The organism is Bradyrhizobium sp. Ken51 (assembly GCF_055807435.1).
Genome location: NZ_JBVVPB010000001.1, coordinates 555,526 through 572,390, shown reverse-complemented (window position 1 = coordinate 572,390; position 16,865 = coordinate 555,526). Strand labels below are relative to the sequence as shown.

Genomic DNA, 16,865 nt, shown 5'->3' with positions numbered 1-16,865 from the left:
GGGCGATCCAGTACGCCGAGACGCCTGTGATCCAGCGGAGAGGCCACGGCGTACTGGATTCCCCGCTTGACGCCTACGCTAAAGCTTCGGCGCCCCTGGACCTCAACCCGGCGAAGCCTTGGCGTAGCCGGGTCGCGGGGAATGACAGCGAGGCCGGGGCGCTATGCCTCGGCCCAATCGACGCACGTCCCATTGTGCCCTATGGTGCCGCGCTCTCCCATCAACAACGACAAAAACAACAATGATGTACCTGGAAACGCCGCCGCGCCTGATCGAAACCAGGCTCTTCTCCGTCATGCCCGACAAATTCCGCCGCAAGGGCGAGCGGACGGATTGGGCCGATGCCAACCGGCCGGGTGTGCCGACGGACTCCTTCATCGAGGGGCCGTCGTTTGACAGGGATGGCAATCTCTACATCGTCGACATTCCCTTCGGCCGCATCTTCCGCATCGCGCCTGATGGCGAGTGGTCGCTGGCGATTGAATATGAGGGCTGGCCGAACGGACTGAAGATCGCGGCCGACGGCCGTATCCTGGTCGCCGACTACAGGCACGGCATCATGGAGTTCGACGCCAAGGCAGGGCGCATGGCGCCGGTGCTGACGGCGCGCAATTCGGAATCATTCCGCGGCTGCAACGATTTGCATCTCGCTTCCAACGGCGACATCTATTTCACCGACCAGGGGCAGACCGGGCTGCATGACCCCAGCGGCCGCGTCTATCGCCTGACGCAAAGCGGCCGGCTCGATTGCCTTGTTAACACCGGTATCAGCCCGAATGGTCTGGTGCTCGATCCAACCGAGACCGTGCTGTTCGTCGCGATGACGCGCGACAACGCGGTGTGGCGGTTGCCGTTCATGAAGGACGGCAGCGTGTCGAAGGTCGGCCGCTTCTGCTCGCTGTTCGGCACCAGCGGCCCGGATGGCATGACCATGGATGCCAAGGGCCGGCTGTTCGTCGGTCACGCCTCGCTCGGCCATGTCTTCGTGTTCGCGCCCAACGGCGAATTGGTTGCGCGGGTCAAGTCGTGTGCAGGGCCGAATTGCACCAATGTCGCAATTGGAGGCGCGGACAAAGATCGGCTCTACATCACGGAGTCTGCAACCGGTAGCGTATTGGTCGCTGACATCGGCGTATTGAACTCTTGAGCTCGATGGCGGTTGCCTGAGCGAACGAGCGGTATCGGAGCAAACATGAACACGAAACCTTTCGGCAAAACGGGCGATAGCGTCTCCGTCATCGGGCAGGGCACCTGGTATCTCGACCATGGCGACCGCAAGCGCGCGGTCACGGCGCTGCAGCGCGGGCTCGATCTCGGCATGACCCACATCGACACCGCCGAGATGTATGGCGATGCCGAGCTCGTCATCGCCGATGCGATCGCGGGCCGACGCGACGAGGTGTTCCTCGTGTCAAAGGTGCTGCCGAGCAACGCCTCGCGCCGCGGAACCATCACCGCCTGTGAGCGCTCGCTGAAGCGGCTGAAGACTGATCGGCTCGATTGCTATCTGCTTCACTGGCGCGGCTCGTATCCGCTGGAGGACACCGTCGCCGCGTTCGAGGAACTGGTGAAGGCCGGCAAGATCAAATCCTGGGGCGTCTCCAATTTCGACGCCGACGATCTCGACGAGATGCTCGACGCCGCCGGCGAAGGCCGCATCGCCTGCAATCAGGTGCTCTATCATCTGAAGGAACGCGCGATCGAGCACGCGGTGATCCCGTGGTGCGAACAGCATGGTGTCGCCGTGGTCGCCTATTCGCCGTTCGGCCACGACGATTTCCCCGCGAGCAACAGCAAGGGCGGCGCGGTGCTGGCGCGCATCGCTGAGGCGCGTCGCGCGACGCCGCGTCAGGTCGCGCTGAGCTTCCTCACCCGTGCGACTACGGTGTTCACGATTCCGAAGGCGTCGTCCGCGGAACATGCCGGCGAAAATGCCGCGGCCGGCGATCTCGTCCTGACGAAAGACGAGGTCGCGGCGCTCGATGCGGCGTTTCCGCGCGGTCCGAAGCCGCGCGGACTGCCCATGCTGTAGTGCACAAACGCCTATTATTAATGGAGTCTTGACGCGCGCGGACGTGAGCGCATATCGGCATCCTGTTTTCGGAAGTTGTGAAAGCGGCGCAATTATCGTTTTTTACGATCATTCCCGATTCGCATTCCTAGGTTCCAGCCGTGACCCCGCCGCCCGCCGCAGCCGCAAGGCTCGACAGTATTCCCATGTCCATGCCCGAAAAGCAGCCGCAGGCGCGCCGCGCGCCGGCGCGCGTCGATCATCCATTCAAGGGCATCGCGCTGGTGCTGCTGTCGACGATCTTTCTCGGTTGCTCCGATGTCACCGCGAAATATCTGTCGTCGAGCCTGCCGTCGATCGAGATCACCTGGATCCGCTTCGTGACGTTCGCGCTGATGTTCACGCCGGTGATGCTGCCAGGCTCGCCGCTTCATGCCATGCGCACCGAGCGTCTCGGCCTGCAGCTGATGCGCGGCGCGGCATTGCTCGGCTCTTCGCTGTTCTTCATCACCGGCCTGAGTTTCCTGCCGATCGCGGAAGCGTCCGCGACCGGCTTCGTCTCGCCGCTGTTCGTCACCGCGCTCTCGATCGTCTTCCTGAGCGAGAAGGTCGGCATGCGCCGCTGGATCGCGACCGCGATCGGCCTGACGGGCGTGCTGATCATCCTGCGCCCGGGCTCCAGCGCGTTTCACGCCGCCGCGTTCTTCCCGATCGTCTCGGCGTTCTGCTGGGCTGCGGCACTGATCCTGACGCGCATGATGAGCGGGCGTGAAGCTGTCCTCACCACGATGGCCTATTCGGCGCTGACAGGCGTTGCGATCCTTTCTCTGATGGTACCGTTCATCTGGGTCACGCCGACCTGGACCGCGATCGGGCTCGGCATCGTGATCGGCGTCGCCTCCACCGTCGGCCAGTGGATCATCGTGCTGGCCTATCGCTACGGCGATGCCTCGGTGCTGGCGCCGTTCTCGTATACGCAATTGCTGTGGGTCAGCATTTTGGGCTTCTTCCTGTTCGGCGAAGTGCCTGATGTCTGGACCGTCACCGGCGCGGCCTTCATCGTCGCAAGCGGCCTCTACATCGCCCATCGCGAGCGCATCCGCCGCGCCCAGCTCCTGATCATGGAAGAGCGCTCCCCGAACCCCTGACGCAAGTTCGCGCGTCCGCTTCGTGCTATCAACGGCTCTAACAAGACGGGAGGAGCCGGATGCGCGCTGCGATTTTCAGGAACGGTGAGATTGTCGTCGAACGGATGGCCGAGCCAAAGCCCGGCCCCGGCCAGGTTCTGGTCAAGACGCTCGCCTGCGGCATCTGCGGTTCTGACCTGCACGCGCGCCAGCACGCCCATCGCATGGTGGAGATGGCGCGGAAGACCGGGCGCAAGCCGATGGACCTGACCCGCGACGTCGTGTTCGGCCACGAGTTCTGCTGCGAGATCGTCGACTTCGGCCCGGGGACTGCGCGCAAGCTCAAGCCGGGCACGCGCGTCTGCTCGCTGCCGGCCCTGGTGACGCCGCAAGGCATCGAGGGCATCGGCTATTCCAACGACAATGTCGGCGGCTATGCCGAGGCGATGCTGCTGAGCGAAGCGCTGCTGCTCGAGGTGCCCAACGGTCTCGCGCCGGAGCATGCCGCGCTCACCGAACCGCTCGCGGTCGGCGTTCATGCGGTCGCCAAGGCCAACATCCGAGGCGGCGAGGTGCCGCTCGTGATCGGCTGCGGCCCGGTCGGGCTCGCGGTGATTGCGGCGCTGAAGCTCAAAGGCCTGCATCCGATCGTCGCGGCCGACTATTCACCGGCGCGGCGCGCGCTTGCGGCAAAACTCGGCGCCGATATCGTCGTGGATCCAAGGGTGTCGCAGCCCTATGCGACCTGGGCCGAGCATGCGCAGATGTCGGATGCGGAGAAGGCGGCGCGGCCGCCGTTGCAGGCGATGCTGCCCGCGCTGAAGCCCGCGATCATCTTCGAATGCGTCGGCGTACCTGGTCTTTTGCAGCAGGTGTTCGAAGGCGCGCCGCGCGATGCCAGGATCGTCGTGGTCGGCGTCTGCATGGAGACTGACAAGAGCGAGCCCATGCTCGGCATCATGAAGGAGCTCAATGTCCAGTATGTGCTCGGCTATACGCCGGACGAATTCGCAGCCTCATTGCGCCTGATCGCGGAAGGGCAGGTGGATGCCGCGGCGATGGTGACGGCGGAAGTCGGCATCGACGGCGTCGCAAAGGCTTTCGCCGATCTCGCCAATCCTGAAGTCCACACCAAGATCATCGTGCAGCCGTGGCGGTGATGCCTTACACCGGCAGCGCGATCGAATATTTCACCTGGCTGAGCGCAAAGCTTGATTCGATCGAGGCGATGCCGTCGAGCCGGGTCAGCTTGGTCTTCAAGAAAGTCTCGTAGGAAGCGAGGTCGGCCGCGACGACGCGCAAGAGATAGTCGCGGTTGCCCGTCATCAGATAGCATTCCAGCACCTCCTCCCATTTCGAGATCGCGCGCGCGAAGCGGTTGAGATCCTCCTCCTTCTGCCGCGCCAGCTTGATCGAGATGAAGACGCTGACATGCAGCCCCAGCGCCTTCTGATCGACGGTCGCGATGTAGCGCGAGATGACGCCGCGTTCCTCGAGCAGTTTGACCCGGCGATGGCACGGCGACACCGACAGCCCGACCTTGTCGGCGAGTTCCTGCATGGTCAGCCGGCTGTCGGTCTGGAGCAGAGCGAGGATTTTTCGGTCGATGGCGTCGAGATCGGGCATTAGGATGAACCTGTCGTTTTTGGCAGCTGATTGGTAAGGTATCCCAATATTGGTCGGTATTGCGCGAAAAATTGAGAAGTTTGGCGCTTCCCGCAGGGGTATCATCGGGCACCTGTTTTCCGGGAGCATTGCCATGCCCGTCGATACCGCCCGCCTCGACACATTGACCGCGCTCGCCCGCAAGGCGCTGTGGCTGTCGTCATGGACCATCCATCACGCCAACCACGTCCGCGCGAATGCGGACGGCCTCAAGGTCGGCGGACATCAGGCCTCGTCGGCCTCGCTCGCCACCATCATGTCGGCGCTGTATTTCCACGTCCTGAAACCCGAAGATCGCGTCGCGGTGAAGCCGCATGCGAGCCCGGTGTTCCACGCCATCCAGTATCTGTTCGGCCGGCAGAGCCGCGAGAAGCTGGAGAATTTTCGTGGCTTCAAGGGCGCGCAGTCCTATCCCTCGCGCACCAAGGACGTCGACGACGTCGATTTCTCCACCGGCTCGGTCGGCCTCGGCGTCGCGCAGACGCTGTTCGCCTCGCTGGTGCAGGACTACGTCAAGGCGCATGGCTGGATGAAGGAACGCCGCGAGGGGCGCATGATTGCGCTGGTCGGCGACGCCGAGATGGACGAGGGCAACATCTTCGAGGCGCTGGCGGAAGGCTGGAAGCACGGCCTGCGCAACACCTGGTGGGTCGTCGACTACAACAGGCAGTCGCTCGATGCCGTCGTCCGCGAAGGTCTCTGGGAAAAGTTCGAGACCGTGTTCCGCAATTTCGGCTGGGACGTGGTGATCGTGAAGTACGGCCGCCTGATGCGCGAGGCCTTTGCGGAAGCTGGCGGCGAGGCGTTGAAGCGCTGGATCGACAATTGCCCGAACGCGCTCTACGCCGCATTGTGTTTCCAGGGCGGCGCGGCGTTCCGAAAACATCTCCATGATGAGATCGGCGATCAGGGACCGATCACCAAGCTGATCGACAAGCGCAGCGACGAGGAGTTGCTCGCGCTGATGTCGAACCTCGGCGGCCATGACATGGCGAGCATGCTGGACGCCTTCGAATCCATCGATCACGATCGCCCAGTCTGCTTCATCGCCTACACCATCAAGGGCGTCGGCCTGCCGTTCCAGGGCCACAAGGACAACCACGCCGGCCTGATGACGGTCGCGCAGATGGAGAAATATCGCGACAGCCAGAACATCCGGCCCGGACACGAATGGGACAGATACGAGGGCCTTGCGCAAGGTGCCGCCGAGCTCGACGCCTTCCTCGCGAGCGTGCCGTTCAACCAGGACGGCCGTCGGCTCACCGCGCCTGTGATCGAGGTGCCGTCGCAGCTCGCCTTCAAGCCGGCGCCGCAGATGTCGACCCAGCAGGGTTTTGGGCTGGTGCTGAACGAGATCGCGCGCGGTGACAGCGAGCTCGCCAGACGCATCGTGACAACATCGCCTGACGTCACCGTCTCGACCAATCTCGGTCCGTGGGTGAACCGGCGCGGCCTGTTTGCGCGCGGCGAGAAGGCGGACTTATTCCGCAGCGAGAAAATTCCGTCCACCTTCAACTGGGACTTCTCGCCCAAGGGCCAGCATCTCGAGCTCGGCATCGCCGAGATGAACCTCTTCATCATGCTCTCGGCGCTGGGCCTGTCGCACCAGATCAACGGCGAGCGGCTGCTGCCGGTCGGCACGTTGTACGATCCCTTCATCGAACGCGGTCTCGATGCGCTGAACTACGCCTGTTACCAGGATGCCCGCTTCATGGTGGCGGCGACGCCATCGGGCATCACGCTCGCGCCCGAAGGCGGCGCGCATCAGTCGATCGCAACGCCTTTGATCGGCATGGCGCAGGACGGCCTCGCCTCGTTCGAGCCGGCCTTCGTCGACGAACTCGCCGTGATCATGGGTTGGGGCTTCAACCACATGCAGCGCGATCCGGGCGAGGGCGGCTCGGTCTATCTGCGGCTCTCGACGCGCAGCATCGAGCAGGCGCAGCGGATCATGACGCCGGAGCTCGCACAGGGTATCACCGACGGCGCCTATTGGCTGCGCAAGCCGGGCCCCAATGCCGAAGCCGTCATCGCCTATACCGGCGCCGTTGCGCCGGAAGCGATCGAGGCGACCGGCTTCATCGGCGAGAGCCGGCGCGACATCGGCCTGCTCGCGATCACGTCCGCAGATCGTCTGCATGCGGGATGGACCGCCGCACGGAAATTGCGCCGTGATCGGCGCGGCGTGCAGCATCTCAGCCACATCGAAAAACTGCTCGCGCCGCTGCCGCGCGACTGCGGCATCGTGACCGTGATCGACGGCCATCCGGCGGCGCTCGGCTGGCTCGGCAGCGTCCGCGGCCATCGCGTCGAGGCGCTCGGCGTCGAGCAGTTCGGCCAGACCGGCACGATCGCCGACCTCTACCGCCACCACGGCATCGACGCCAACGCCATCATCGATGCGGCCGAAAGCCTCACCACCGGCGCGCCGGTGCTGCATCGGAAGATGGCGGTGTAGTTCTCTGTCGTCGTCCTGGCCTAGCGCAATTGCGCACGGGGGGCCAGGACCCATACGCCGCGGCAGTTGTTGCAGGCGGCAGACGCCAGAGCAAACTAATTGGCCCCTGTGGTAATGGGTCCTGGCTTTCGCCAGGACGACGTCCATGGCCACCTTGCCTCGCTCCCGCCATCGGCTCATATAACCTCCGTCCGCCGCAACGCTGGCCCCGCATATGGCGGGTTCAATTGCCGGCGCTTTCGTGCAAGGATGCCTGCCGAAACGCCCCCCAAGCCCCCAAGAAGAGGTTCACTATGGTCAATCGCATGCAATTCTACATCGACGGCGCCTGGGTCGATCCCGCCGTCAAGAAGTCCACCGCCGTGGTCAATCCGGCGACGGAAGAGGCGATGTATGAGGTTGCGCTGGGCTCCAAGGCCGACGTTGACAAAGCCGTTGCCGCTGCCAAGCGCGCGTTCGTGACGTTCTCCCAGACCAGCCGTGACGAGCGCGTCGCGCTGCTCACGAAGGTCATCGAGATCTACAAGGGCCGTCTCAAGGAGATCGGTGCCGCCGTCTCCGACGAAATGGGTGCGCCGCTGCCGATGGCCGAAAAGCTGCAGGCCGGCGCCGGCCTTGGCCACCTCATGACCACGCTCGACGTACTCAAGAACTATCATTTCGAGGAACCGGTCGGCACCGCCATGGTGCTGCGTGAGCCGGTCGGCGTGGTCGGCATGATCACGCCCTGGAACTGGCCGCTCAACCAGATCGCCTGCAAGGTCGCGCCCGCGCTCGCCGCCGGCTGCACCATGATCCTGAAGCCGTCGGAGTTCACCCCGACCTCGGCGCTGATCTTCGCGGAAATCCTCCATGAAGCCGGCGTGCCGAAGGGCGTGTTCAACCTCGTCAACGGTCTCGGCCCCGAGGTCGGCGCTGCCATGAGCGAGCATCCCGACATCGACATGATCTCGTTCACCGGCTCGACCCGCGCCGGTATCGACGTGGCCAAGCGTGCGGCACCGACCGTGAAGCGCGTCAGCCAGGAGCTCGGTGGCAAGTCGCCGAACGTCATCCTCGAAGGCGCCGACCTCACGAAGGCGGTGACCGGCGGCGTGATGCACATGTTCAACAACTCCGGCCAGTCCTGCAACGCGCCCTCGCGCATGATCGTGCCGGCTTCGAAGATGAAGGAAGTCGCCGCGATCGCGAAGGCCGTCGCCGACAAGACCAAGGCGGGCGATCCGCGTGCCGAAGGCACCACCATCGGTCCGGTCGTCAACCGCGGTCAGTGGGACAAGATCCAGGGCCTGATCAAGAAGGGCATCGACGAGGGCGCAACGCTCGTGTCCGGCGGCCCGGGCCTGCCCGAGGGCGTCAACAAGGGCTTCTATGTCCGCCCGACCATCTTCGCCGACGTCACCCCCGACATGACGATTGCGCGTGAAGAGATCTTCGGACCGGTGCTGACCATCATCGGCGCCAAGGACGAAGCCGAGGCCGTGCACATCGCCAACGACACGCCCTATGGGCTTGCCGGCTACGTCACCGGTGCGTCCGTCGAGGACGCCAAGCGCGTCGGTCGTCAGATCCGCGCCGGCAACGTCAATCTGCAGGGCGTGCCCAACGACCGCTCTGCGCCGTTCGGCGGCTACAAGCAGTCCGGCAACGGCCGCGAGTGGGGCAAGTACGGCCTCGAGGATTTCCTCGAAGTGAAGGCGGTTGCGGGCTTCAACGCGGCGTAGGTTTTAGCGCCTTGGTAAACATGACGCCGGAGCGGGAAACCGCTCCGGCGTTTTTGTTCTATCTTTCGTCATTGCGAGGAGCGTAGCGACGAAACAATCCAGGCTGCCTCCGCGGAAAGATTCTGGATTGCTTCGCTTCGCTCGCAATGACGAGAGACGTGACGGAGGAAGAACTATCCCCCCACCGCGCCCTGCGTGTTCACATACAGCGCGTAGATCGACTGGCTCGCCGCCATGAACAGGCGGTTGCGCTTGACGCCGCCGAAGCAGAGGTTGGCGCAGCGCTCGGGCAGCGCGATGCGGCCGATCATGACGCCGTCGGGCGCGAACACCACCACGCCGTCGAGCTCGGGATCGCCCATGCCCCAGCCGCACCAGAGATTGCCGTCGATGTCGCAGCGCATGCCATCAGGCGTGCCCGGACCCGCGTCGATGTGGACGCGCTTGTTCGAGATCGTGGTGCCATCCGCCGAGACGTCATAGGCGAGGATCTTGCGGTTCGGCACGCCGCGTGATTCCACGACGTAGAGGACTTTCTCGTCCGGCGAGAAGCACAGCCCGTTCGGCCCGAGCACGCCTTCGGCAACGATGGTCGCCTTGCCGGTCGCGGGATCGAGCCTGAAGACGTTCGGCTCGATCTCGGGCTCGGCCTTGTAGCCCTCGTAATTGCCGAGCAGGCCGAAGGTGGGATCGGTGAACCAGACCGCGCCGTCGGACTTCACCACGACGTCGTTCGGCGAGTTGAGCTGCTTGCCGCCGAACGAGTCCATCAGCACGGTGATGCTGCCGTCATATTCGGTGCGGGTCACGCGGCGCCCGCCGTGCTCGCAGGTGACGAGCCGGCCCTGGCGATCCCTGGTGTTGCCGTTGGCGAAATTGGAGGGTTTGCGGAACACACTGACGGCGCCGGTCTCCTCTTCCCATTTGACAATGCGCTGGTTGGGGATGTCGCTGCACAAGAGGTAACGACCATCGCCGAACCACACTGGACCCTCGGCCCAGCGCAGGCCGGTCGTCAGCCGCTCCACCGCCGAGAGTTTCAGCCAGTATTTTTCGAAGCGGGGGTCGAGGGCGCGGATCGCTGGATCGGGGTAATAGGTCGCCGGCCGCCAGCCTTGCTGCGATCCTTGGTTCTGGGACGATGCATCGTTCATGTGCAATTCTCGTTGTTGCGTTCCCTCTGTCCAAGTCTGCTAGCATCAGATATCTACGGCCGCAAATCGGTCGCTACATACGAGGACAGACATGCCGCGCATTTTGATGACGGGAGCTTCGGGCGGGATTGGAACGCGTTTGCGACAACTGTTGCCGCCGATCTATCCGGACCTGCTGCTCAGCGACATCCGCCCGCCGGCCGATCTCGGCCCCAACGAGCAATTCAAGGCGGCGGACCTCTCTGACTTGGCGCAGTGCGAGGCGATCTGCGAGGGCGTCGACGGCATCATCCATTTCGGCGGCTATTCGGTCGAAGGCCCCTGGGACGACATCCTCCAGGCCAACATCATCGGCGGCTACAATCTGTTCGAGGCGGCGTATCGCAAGGGCGTCAAGCGCGTGGTGTTCGCCTCCTCGAACCATGCCGTCGGATTCTATCCGCGCCACCACAAGATCGGCACCGACGTGACCCCGCGCCCCGACGGCCGCTATGGCGTCAGCAAGGTGTTCGGCGAAGCGGTCGGCGCGGTCTATGCCGACAAGCATGGCCTGAAGGTGACTTGCCTTCGTATTGGCAATTTCGGCGACGTGCCGCTGGACCTTCGCCGCATCTCGATCTGGCTGAAGCCGGAAGACCTGGTGCAGCTCTGCCAGATCGGGCTCGAGCATCCCGACATTCATTTCGAGGTGTTCTACGGCGTGTCCCTGAACGAGCGCGCCTGGTGGGACAACCACCGCGCCTACGAGTTCGGCTACCGCCCGACGGGGCGCTCCGAGGACCACGTGGCGCATGCGATGGCGGAGCAGGCCAAGCTGAAGCCCGATCCGGTCGGCGATTACTATCAGGGCGGCGCGTTCTGCAGCAACGAGTTCGACGGCGACACAAGTCGCATCATCGATTGGACCAAGCGGTAAGGCGTATTCGCAAATCTAGGGCGTCGGGGTCGACGCCCTAGACCACGCGTTTGCCGGCCTGGGCCGCGATGGGCCGCTGCACGAAATACATCAGGATCAGGGAAATCACCGCCGTCGTCACGACGACGTATCCCAGCCGGTCGAAATGCCGGAGCGTACCGTCGGCCTCTTGCGCAATGAGCGCGGCGGCGAGTACGGAGCCGAGCCCGCCGGAGAGCTGTTGCAGCGACGCGCCGACCGCGCTGAAGGAGCCGCGTTGCGCCGGCTCGGGGATTGCGGAAATCAGCGCCTGCGACGGAATCATGCGGGAGAAGATGCCGACGAACATCAGGACGTTGACCAGGATCGCGACCGTCAGGCTCACCTCGCCGAGATGGGTGTAGATCAGCACCGTGACGATGGACATCGCGCTGCCGAAGACGAAGGTGGGGTATTTGCCGAAGGCATCGCTCGCGCGTCCCACCAATGGTCCGATGACAATGCTGAACAGGCCGGAGACGAGATAGATCGTCGGCAGATGCACGATGTCGATGCCGAGATTGTGCACGGTGTAGGCGCTGCCGAACGGCATCAGCATGTAGCCGCCGGTCGCCAGCAGGGTCGTTACCGAAAACGCCATCCAATAGCGCGGCTGCGAGACCGTCGCGATCAGATGCCGGAACGGATTTCTATCCTGCTTCAGCCCGAGATGGCCGTTCACCGGCTTCATCAGGAACATCACGGCGACCATCCCGATCACCGACAGGCCGACCAGTGCGCCGAACGCGACGTGCCAGTTCCACTGGTTGGCGAGGAAAAGACCGGCCGGGATGCCCAGCACCTGGCTTGCGGCGAAGGCGGTTTGCACGAAACCCATGACGCGGCCGCGCAATTGCAGCGTAAACAGATCGGTCACGATGGCGAGCACGACCGAGCCGATCACGCCGCCGAACAGGCCGGTCACGATCCGCCCCAGCAGCAACAGATGATAGTTGGGCGCGATCGCGCACAGCGCCGTGCCAAGGATAAAGCCGGCATAGAAGAACAACAGCAGCCGCTTGCGATCGAACCGGTCAGCAAAGCCGGCCGCCAGGATGCCGGAAATTCCCGCGCTGAACGCATAGGCCGAGACTGCCACGCCGAACTGAGCGGCCGATATATCGAGCGCCGGCATCATGATGGCGCCGAGCGGCGACATGATCATGAAATCGATGATGATCGTGAACTGGACCAGCGCCAGCAACGCAACGAGGATCGCCTGGTAGCGCGAGAAGCCGCGGGATAGCTCCTGCGTCTCCACGATCGGCTCGGTCAGGGTTTGTTCGGTCATGGCATTTCAGTCGGGAGGGAATACGGGGAAGAACGTGCGATTCGCCGCTGGGCGCCGGTCCTATCTATTTCCGACGGCGCGCTATTTCGATGGGTTGACAAAAGGTTTTGATGGCAATCTCGACGCGGTGCCTCGGTTCACTGAGAACGAGCGCATGCAAGGGCTGAGCTTTGGCTTGGCCGCCCTGCCCATTGATCTAGGTCAACCTTGCCTTCGGCATTTGGTTCTCGATCTGCGCGATCGCATTTCAGCAACCGGTGCCTCGATTACGGTTCGATTGCGGCAGCGCGAGTCAGGACAATGAAAATCAAATTGCCAGCCGTCGTACTGCTCGCGTTGATCATGTCGGCCCCGGCGCGAGCCGCGATGCTCAGCGACGCCGAGGCGACGTTTCTCGACCAGCTTGTCACCGCGTCCGCGGTGCTCGAACAACGATGCGTCGGCTACGAGGTCAATGGTGCGGGCAGTGTCCAGCTCGGCGCCCGACTTCTCGGCAGCACGGATGCCGCGATGGCGATGATCGACGCCTATGCGGCGGCCATCAAGGCCCGCGATGGCGAGACCTCCGATCCCGGCAAATTCCGCCTCGAGGTGTCCGACGCGGCCGTCAAAGCGTTCAGGCGTGTCCGGGCGGACCTGATCAGAGACCCGAAAGGCGCCTGCGCTGCCTATGGCGATACCAGCGTGGAGCGCGGCCTGCTGAGACGATATTGAGCGCCCGTTTTGACCTGCCACGGGCGGATGGACAAGAGCGCTAGCGCTCAGCCTCGCCGGCGATCCTTGCCAGATAATCCTTCTTGCTGAACTGCATATGATCGACGCAGAGCTGGGCCAGCGCCCAGCTGTCGCGGCCCTTCAACAGCTCGATCATCAACTCGTGCTGGCGCCGTGATTGCGCGAGGCCGTCTCGGTCGGCGAGGTTCTTGGCGCGCATCGGCAGCGTGAGGTTCATGTAGTCCTGGAGCGAGCGCACCAGATAGGGATTGCCGCACGCCGAGAACAGCGCGAGGTGGAAGGCGTCGTTGGCTTCGTGAATGCCGCGCAGGTCCTGCAAATCCGCTCTCGCGCAATATTGCCGTTGCAATGCGGAGAGCTCGTCGATCAGACCTTGCTGTGCGGGCAGGGGGATCATCAGCGCCGCCTGCCGGGTCAGCATCTCCCGGACCTCGTAGATCTGCCGGACCTCTTCGGCCGAATAGAACCGCACGGTAGCGCCGACATTCTTCTCGCGGCGGACGATGCCGCGGCGCTCCGCATCCACCAGCGCCTGGCGCACGAAGTGCCGCGAGGTGCCGTAAGCCGACATCAGCGCGTCCTCGGTCAGGCGCGCGCCGGGCGCGAGGCGGCCGAAGATGATGTCCTCCTCGAGCCGCGCGACGATGTCGTCCGGATCGTCGCGCCGGACCGTCATGGCGTCTGCGATGTGAGTGTCGGACATGCCCTCGCCTCCCGGCGCTTGCCCGGTCCATCCTGTGGAGCAGGGAAGGCTCGGATTGTCAATAATCTGGTCATTTACTAGTATGGCGGTCCGGAAAATGGCAGGTTTGGCGTCTGCCTTATTGACAATCAAGGGGCAGGATGTACGACAATGACCCGGTGATGGGAGTGGTGTGATGACGAGTGGGTTGCGCAAAGGGCTGACGAGCTATGGCGATGCCGGCTTCTCGCTGTTCCTGCGCAAGGCGTTCATCAAGGCCATGGGCTATTCCGATGACGCGCTGGAGCGCCCGATCGTCGGCATCACCAACACCTACAGCGACTACAATCCTTGCCACGGCAACGTCCCGCAGATCATCGAGGCCGCCAAGCGCGGCGTGATGCTGTCGGGCGCGATGCCGTTCGTGTTCCCGACGATCTCGATCGCGGAGAGCTTTGCGCATCCGACCTCGATGTATCTGCGCAATCTGATGGCGATGGATACCGAGGAAATGATCCGCGCGCAGCCGATGGATTCGGTGATCGTGATCGGCGGCTGCGACAAGACACTGCCGGCGCAGGTGATGGCCGCGATCAGCGCCGACCTGCCGACGGTGGTCATTCCCGTTGGCCCCATGGTGGTTGGTCATCACAAGGGCGAGGTGCTGGGCGCCTGCACCGATTGCCGCCGTCTCTGGGGCAAGTATCGCGCGGGCGAAATGGACGATGCCGAGATCGAGGCGGTCAACGGCCGTCTCGCGCCGTCGGTCGGCACCTGCATGGTGATGGGCACGGCCTCGACCATGGCCTGCATGATCGAGGCCATGGGCCTGTCTCTGCCGATGAGCGCGACGATTCCCGCGCCGCATGCGGAGCGCTTTCGGCTTGCCGAGGCGAGCGGCCGGGTGGCCGCCGAGATGGCCAAGACCAAGGGTCCGAAGCCGAGCGAATTGCTGACGCCTGCATCTTTCAAGAACGCGCAGGTCGTGCTCCAGGCGATCGGCGGCTCGACCAACGGGCTGATCCATCTGAGCGCGATGGCACATCGCTCGCCGCACCGGCTCGACCTCGGGGTGTTCGACCAGATCGGCCGCGAGGTGCCGGTGCTGATCGATCTCAAACCGTCGGGCGAGCATTACATGGAGCATTTCCATCACGCTGGCGGCGTGCCGAAACTGCTGGCGCAGCTGGGCGATCTCATCGATCTCGATGCGAAGACGATCACGGGCGAGAGCCTGCGCGATGTCGTCGCGAATGCGGAAGACGTGCCCGGCCAGGACGCGATCCGCCCGCGCGACAATCCGATCAAGAAGGAAGGCGGCCTCGCCGTCCTGCACGGTAACCTCGCTCCGCGCGGCGCGGTCATCAAGCAATCCGCCGCGAGCCCAAAGCTGCTGCAACACACGGGCCGTGCGGTGGTGTTCGAATCCGTCGAGGACATGACGCTCCGGGTTGACGATCCCGATCTCGACGTCACCGCCGACGATGTGCTGGTGCTGCGCAATGCCGGCCCCAAGGGCGCGCCGGGCATGCCCGAGGCGGGCTATCTGCCGATCCCGAAGAAGCTCGCACGTGGCGGTACCAAGGACATGGTGCGCATTTCCGATGCGCGCATGAGCGGCACCGCGTTCGGCACCATCGTGCTGCACATTACGCCGGAATCCGCCGTCGGCGGGCCGCTGGCGCTGGTGAAGAACGGCGACATGATCCGGCTCGACGTCGCCAAGCGCAGCATCGAGCTTCTCGTCGATGCGGCCGAGCTGGAACGGCGCCATACCTCATTGAAGCCGGCAGCCGCTCCCGACGAGGCGCGGCGCGGCTACGCCTGGCTGTTCAACGAGACCATCATGCAGGCCGACGAGGGCTGCGATTTCGATTTCATGCAGCGGACTGGGAAGAAGACTGAGCAGAAAACTGAGAGAGGGTGACCAACCACCCGGAAGCGTAGCCCAGACCGCACAAGCGGCGGGCGTTAAAACAGGGGGAACCGATGATTGCACGATCCATGCTTGGGCTGGCGGCAACGGCCGCGATCCTGTTCGTCACGGGCGCATCGGCGCAGGAGGTGAAGCATTATCGCTTCGCCTACGACCAGCCGCGCAACACCGGCTATTCCATCGCGGGCGACCTCTTTGCCGAAAAGCTCAAGGAATTGAGCAAAGGCACCATGATCATCGACCAGTATCCGGGCGCGCAGCTCGGGCAGGAGCCGCAGGTGCTCCAGCTCGTGAAAGCGGGCGACGTCGAATTTGCGATCATCTCCTCGGCGAACACCGCGACGATTTCGCCGCAAGCAGGCGTGATGTCGTTGCACTTCCTGTTCCGCGACGAGAACCACGTGGTCAAGGGTCTGGCCGATCCAAAAGTGTTCGAGGCGCTCAAGACCATGATCGACGAGACCACGCAGGGCCTGCATGTGATCGCGACCGGCTCGCAGGGCGTGCGCCACATGTACTCCAAGAAGGAGATCCACAATGTCGGCGACATCAAGGGCCTGAAGATCAGGGTGCAGGCGACCGCGACCGAGGACACCATGTTCCCGGCCTACGGCGCCCAGACCGTGCACATGCCGTTCGGCAGCGTCTACACGAGCTTGCAGACCGGCGTCGTCGACGTCGCCGAGAACAGCATCAACGTCTACCTCGTCAACAAGCACTACGAGGTCGCGCCGGTCCTGAACATCACCGAGCACGAGGCCAACAACGCGCTGGTGTTCATCTCCGACAAGCTCTGGCAGAGCCTGTCGGCCGAGCAGAAAGGCTGGGTGCAGGCGGCGGGGAACGAAGTCAGCTCCAAGGAGCCGCAGAAGGCCTTCGACCTCGAACGCACCGCGGCAGAGAAGCTGAAGAAGATGGGCGTGAAGATCGTCGACAACGTCGACAAGAAGACCTTCACGGCGATCGCCGATCCCTATCTCGACAAGCTCGCCAAGGAGCTCGGCCCGCACGCCGAGAAGATCAAGGATTTGATCCGCTCGATTAATTAGGCCCCCCGGCAATGTCCGTGCCTCCACGAGTCGTCCCGGCGAAAGCCGGGACCCATACGCCGCGGCGAAGCTTGGGGCAGGATAGCCGCCAGCTTGCTT

Annotated in this window: 15 protein-coding genes; 11 read left to right on the top strand and 4 right to left on the bottom strand. The window is 63.9% G+C overall.

The genetic code is table 11. The annotated features are described in order from the left end of the window. The first annotated feature begins 244 nt into the window (after positions 1 to 244). From AC0L27_RS02505 to AC0L27_RS02490, 4 genes are all read left to right on the top strand, one after another. Positions 245 to 1,147, top strand: coding sequence for an SMP-30/gluconolactonase/LRE family protein (locus AC0L27_RS02505; RefSeq protein WP_354207350.1), 903 nt, complete (start codon positions 245 to 247; stop codon positions 1,145 to 1,147). Positions 1,148 to 1,192: 45 nt separating this feature from the next. Next, positions 1,193 to 2,032, top strand: coding sequence for an aldo/keto reductase (locus tag AC0L27_RS02500; protein ID WP_354207186.1), 840 nt, complete (start codon positions 1,193 to 1,195; stop codon positions 2,030 to 2,032). A 185-nt stretch (positions 2,033 to 2,217) separates the two neighbouring features. Beyond that, positions 2,218 to 3,159, top strand: coding sequence for a DMT family transporter (locus AC0L27_RS02495; RefSeq protein ID WP_354207184.1), 942 nt, complete (start codon positions 2,218 to 2,220; stop codon positions 3,157 to 3,159). A gap of 59 nt (positions 3,160 to 3,218) precedes the next feature. Continuing rightward, positions 3,219 to 4,298 (top strand): zinc-binding dehydrogenase, encoded by a 1,080-nt coding sequence (locus AC0L27_RS02490; protein ID WP_354207182.1) that lies wholly within the window; start codon positions 3,219 to 3,221, stop codon positions 4,296 to 4,298. Between the two features lie 4 nt (positions 4,299 to 4,302). On the opposite strand, the gene AC0L27_RS02485 is transcribed toward AC0L27_RS02490, so the two are convergent. Continuing rightward, positions 4,303 to 4,764, bottom strand: a complete 462-nt coding sequence (locus AC0L27_RS02485) for an Lrp/AsnC family transcriptional regulator (protein WP_354056585.1) — start codon at positions 4,762 to 4,764, stop codon at positions 4,303 to 4,305. 133 nt (positions 4,765 to 4,897) lie between these two features. On the opposite strand from AC0L27_RS02485, the gene AC0L27_RS02480 reads away from it, so the two are divergent. Both AC0L27_RS02480 and AC0L27_RS02475 read left to right on the top strand, forming a co-directional pair. After that, a complete protein-coding gene (locus AC0L27_RS02480) occupies positions 4,898 to 7,261 on the top strand; it encodes a transketolase (protein ID WP_354207180.1) in 2,364 nt (787 codons plus the stop codon). A 293-nt stretch (positions 7,262 to 7,554) separates the two neighbouring features. Continuing rightward, on the top strand, positions 7,555 to 8,985 hold the full coding sequence (locus AC0L27_RS02475; protein ID WP_018457078.1) for an aldehyde dehydrogenase family protein: 1,431 nt from the start codon (positions 7,555 to 7,557) through the stop codon (positions 8,983 to 8,985). Positions 8,986 to 9,158: 173 nt separating this feature from the next. Here AC0L27_RS02475 and AC0L27_RS02470 read toward each other — a convergent pair whose 3' ends face one another. Further along, complete coding sequence (locus AC0L27_RS02470) at positions 9,159 to 10,139, bottom strand: SMP-30/gluconolactonase/LRE family protein (RefSeq protein ID WP_354207177.1); 981 nt, start codon at positions 10,137 to 10,139, stop codon at positions 9,159 to 9,161. 91 nt (positions 10,140 to 10,230) lie between these two features. Here AC0L27_RS02470 and AC0L27_RS02465 point away from each other — a divergent pair, with 91 nt between their 5' ends. Then, positions 10,231 to 11,055, top strand: a complete 825-nt coding sequence (locus tag AC0L27_RS02465; protein ID WP_473317890.1) for an NAD-dependent epimerase/dehydratase family protein — start codon at positions 10,231 to 10,233, stop codon at positions 11,053 to 11,055. 37 nt (positions 11,056 to 11,092) lie between these two features. Here the strand turns inward: AC0L27_RS02465 and AC0L27_RS02460 are convergent, their stop codons facing one another. Next, positions 11,093 to 12,364: an MFS transporter gene (locus AC0L27_RS02460; RefSeq protein ID WP_354254036.1), complete on the bottom strand. Its 1,272-nt coding sequence runs from the start codon at positions 12,362 to 12,364 to the stop codon at positions 11,093 to 11,095. Between AC0L27_RS02460 and AC0L27_RS02455 the strand changes: the two genes are divergently transcribed. Further along, complete coding sequence (locus AC0L27_RS02455; protein WP_354254038.1) at positions 12,363 to 12,668, top strand: hypothetical protein; 306 nt, start codon at positions 12,363 to 12,365, stop codon at positions 12,666 to 12,668. The two genes, AC0L27_RS02460 and AC0L27_RS02455, sit on opposite strands and share 2 nt — an antisense overlap. After that, positions 12,665 to 13,078: a hypothetical protein gene (locus tag AC0L27_RS02450; protein WP_354207169.1), complete on the top strand. Its 414-nt coding sequence runs from the start codon at positions 12,665 to 12,667 to the stop codon at positions 13,076 to 13,078. The genes AC0L27_RS02455 and AC0L27_RS02450 overlap by 4 nt, the downstream gene beginning before the upstream one ends. A 40-nt stretch (positions 13,079 to 13,118) precedes the next feature. Here AC0L27_RS02450 and AC0L27_RS02445 read toward each other — a convergent pair whose 3' ends face one another. Then, positions 13,119 to 13,802, bottom strand: a complete 684-nt coding sequence (locus AC0L27_RS02445) for a GntR family transcriptional regulator (RefSeq protein ID WP_354207167.1) — start codon at positions 13,800 to 13,802, stop codon at positions 13,119 to 13,121. Positions 13,803 to 13,977: 175 nt separating this feature from the next. On the opposite strand from AC0L27_RS02445, the gene AC0L27_RS02440 reads away from it, so the two are divergent. After that, on the top strand, positions 13,978 to 15,708 hold the full coding sequence (locus AC0L27_RS02440) for an IlvD/Edd family dehydratase (protein ID WP_354207165.1): 1,731 nt from the start codon (positions 13,978 to 13,980) through the stop codon (positions 15,706 to 15,708). 62 nt (positions 15,709 to 15,770) lie between these two features. Next, positions 15,771 to 16,766, top strand: a complete 996-nt coding sequence (locus AC0L27_RS02435; RefSeq protein ID WP_354207163.1) for a TRAP transporter substrate-binding protein — start codon at positions 15,771 to 15,773, stop codon at positions 16,764 to 16,766. Positions 16,767 to 16,865 lie beyond the last annotated feature (99 nt).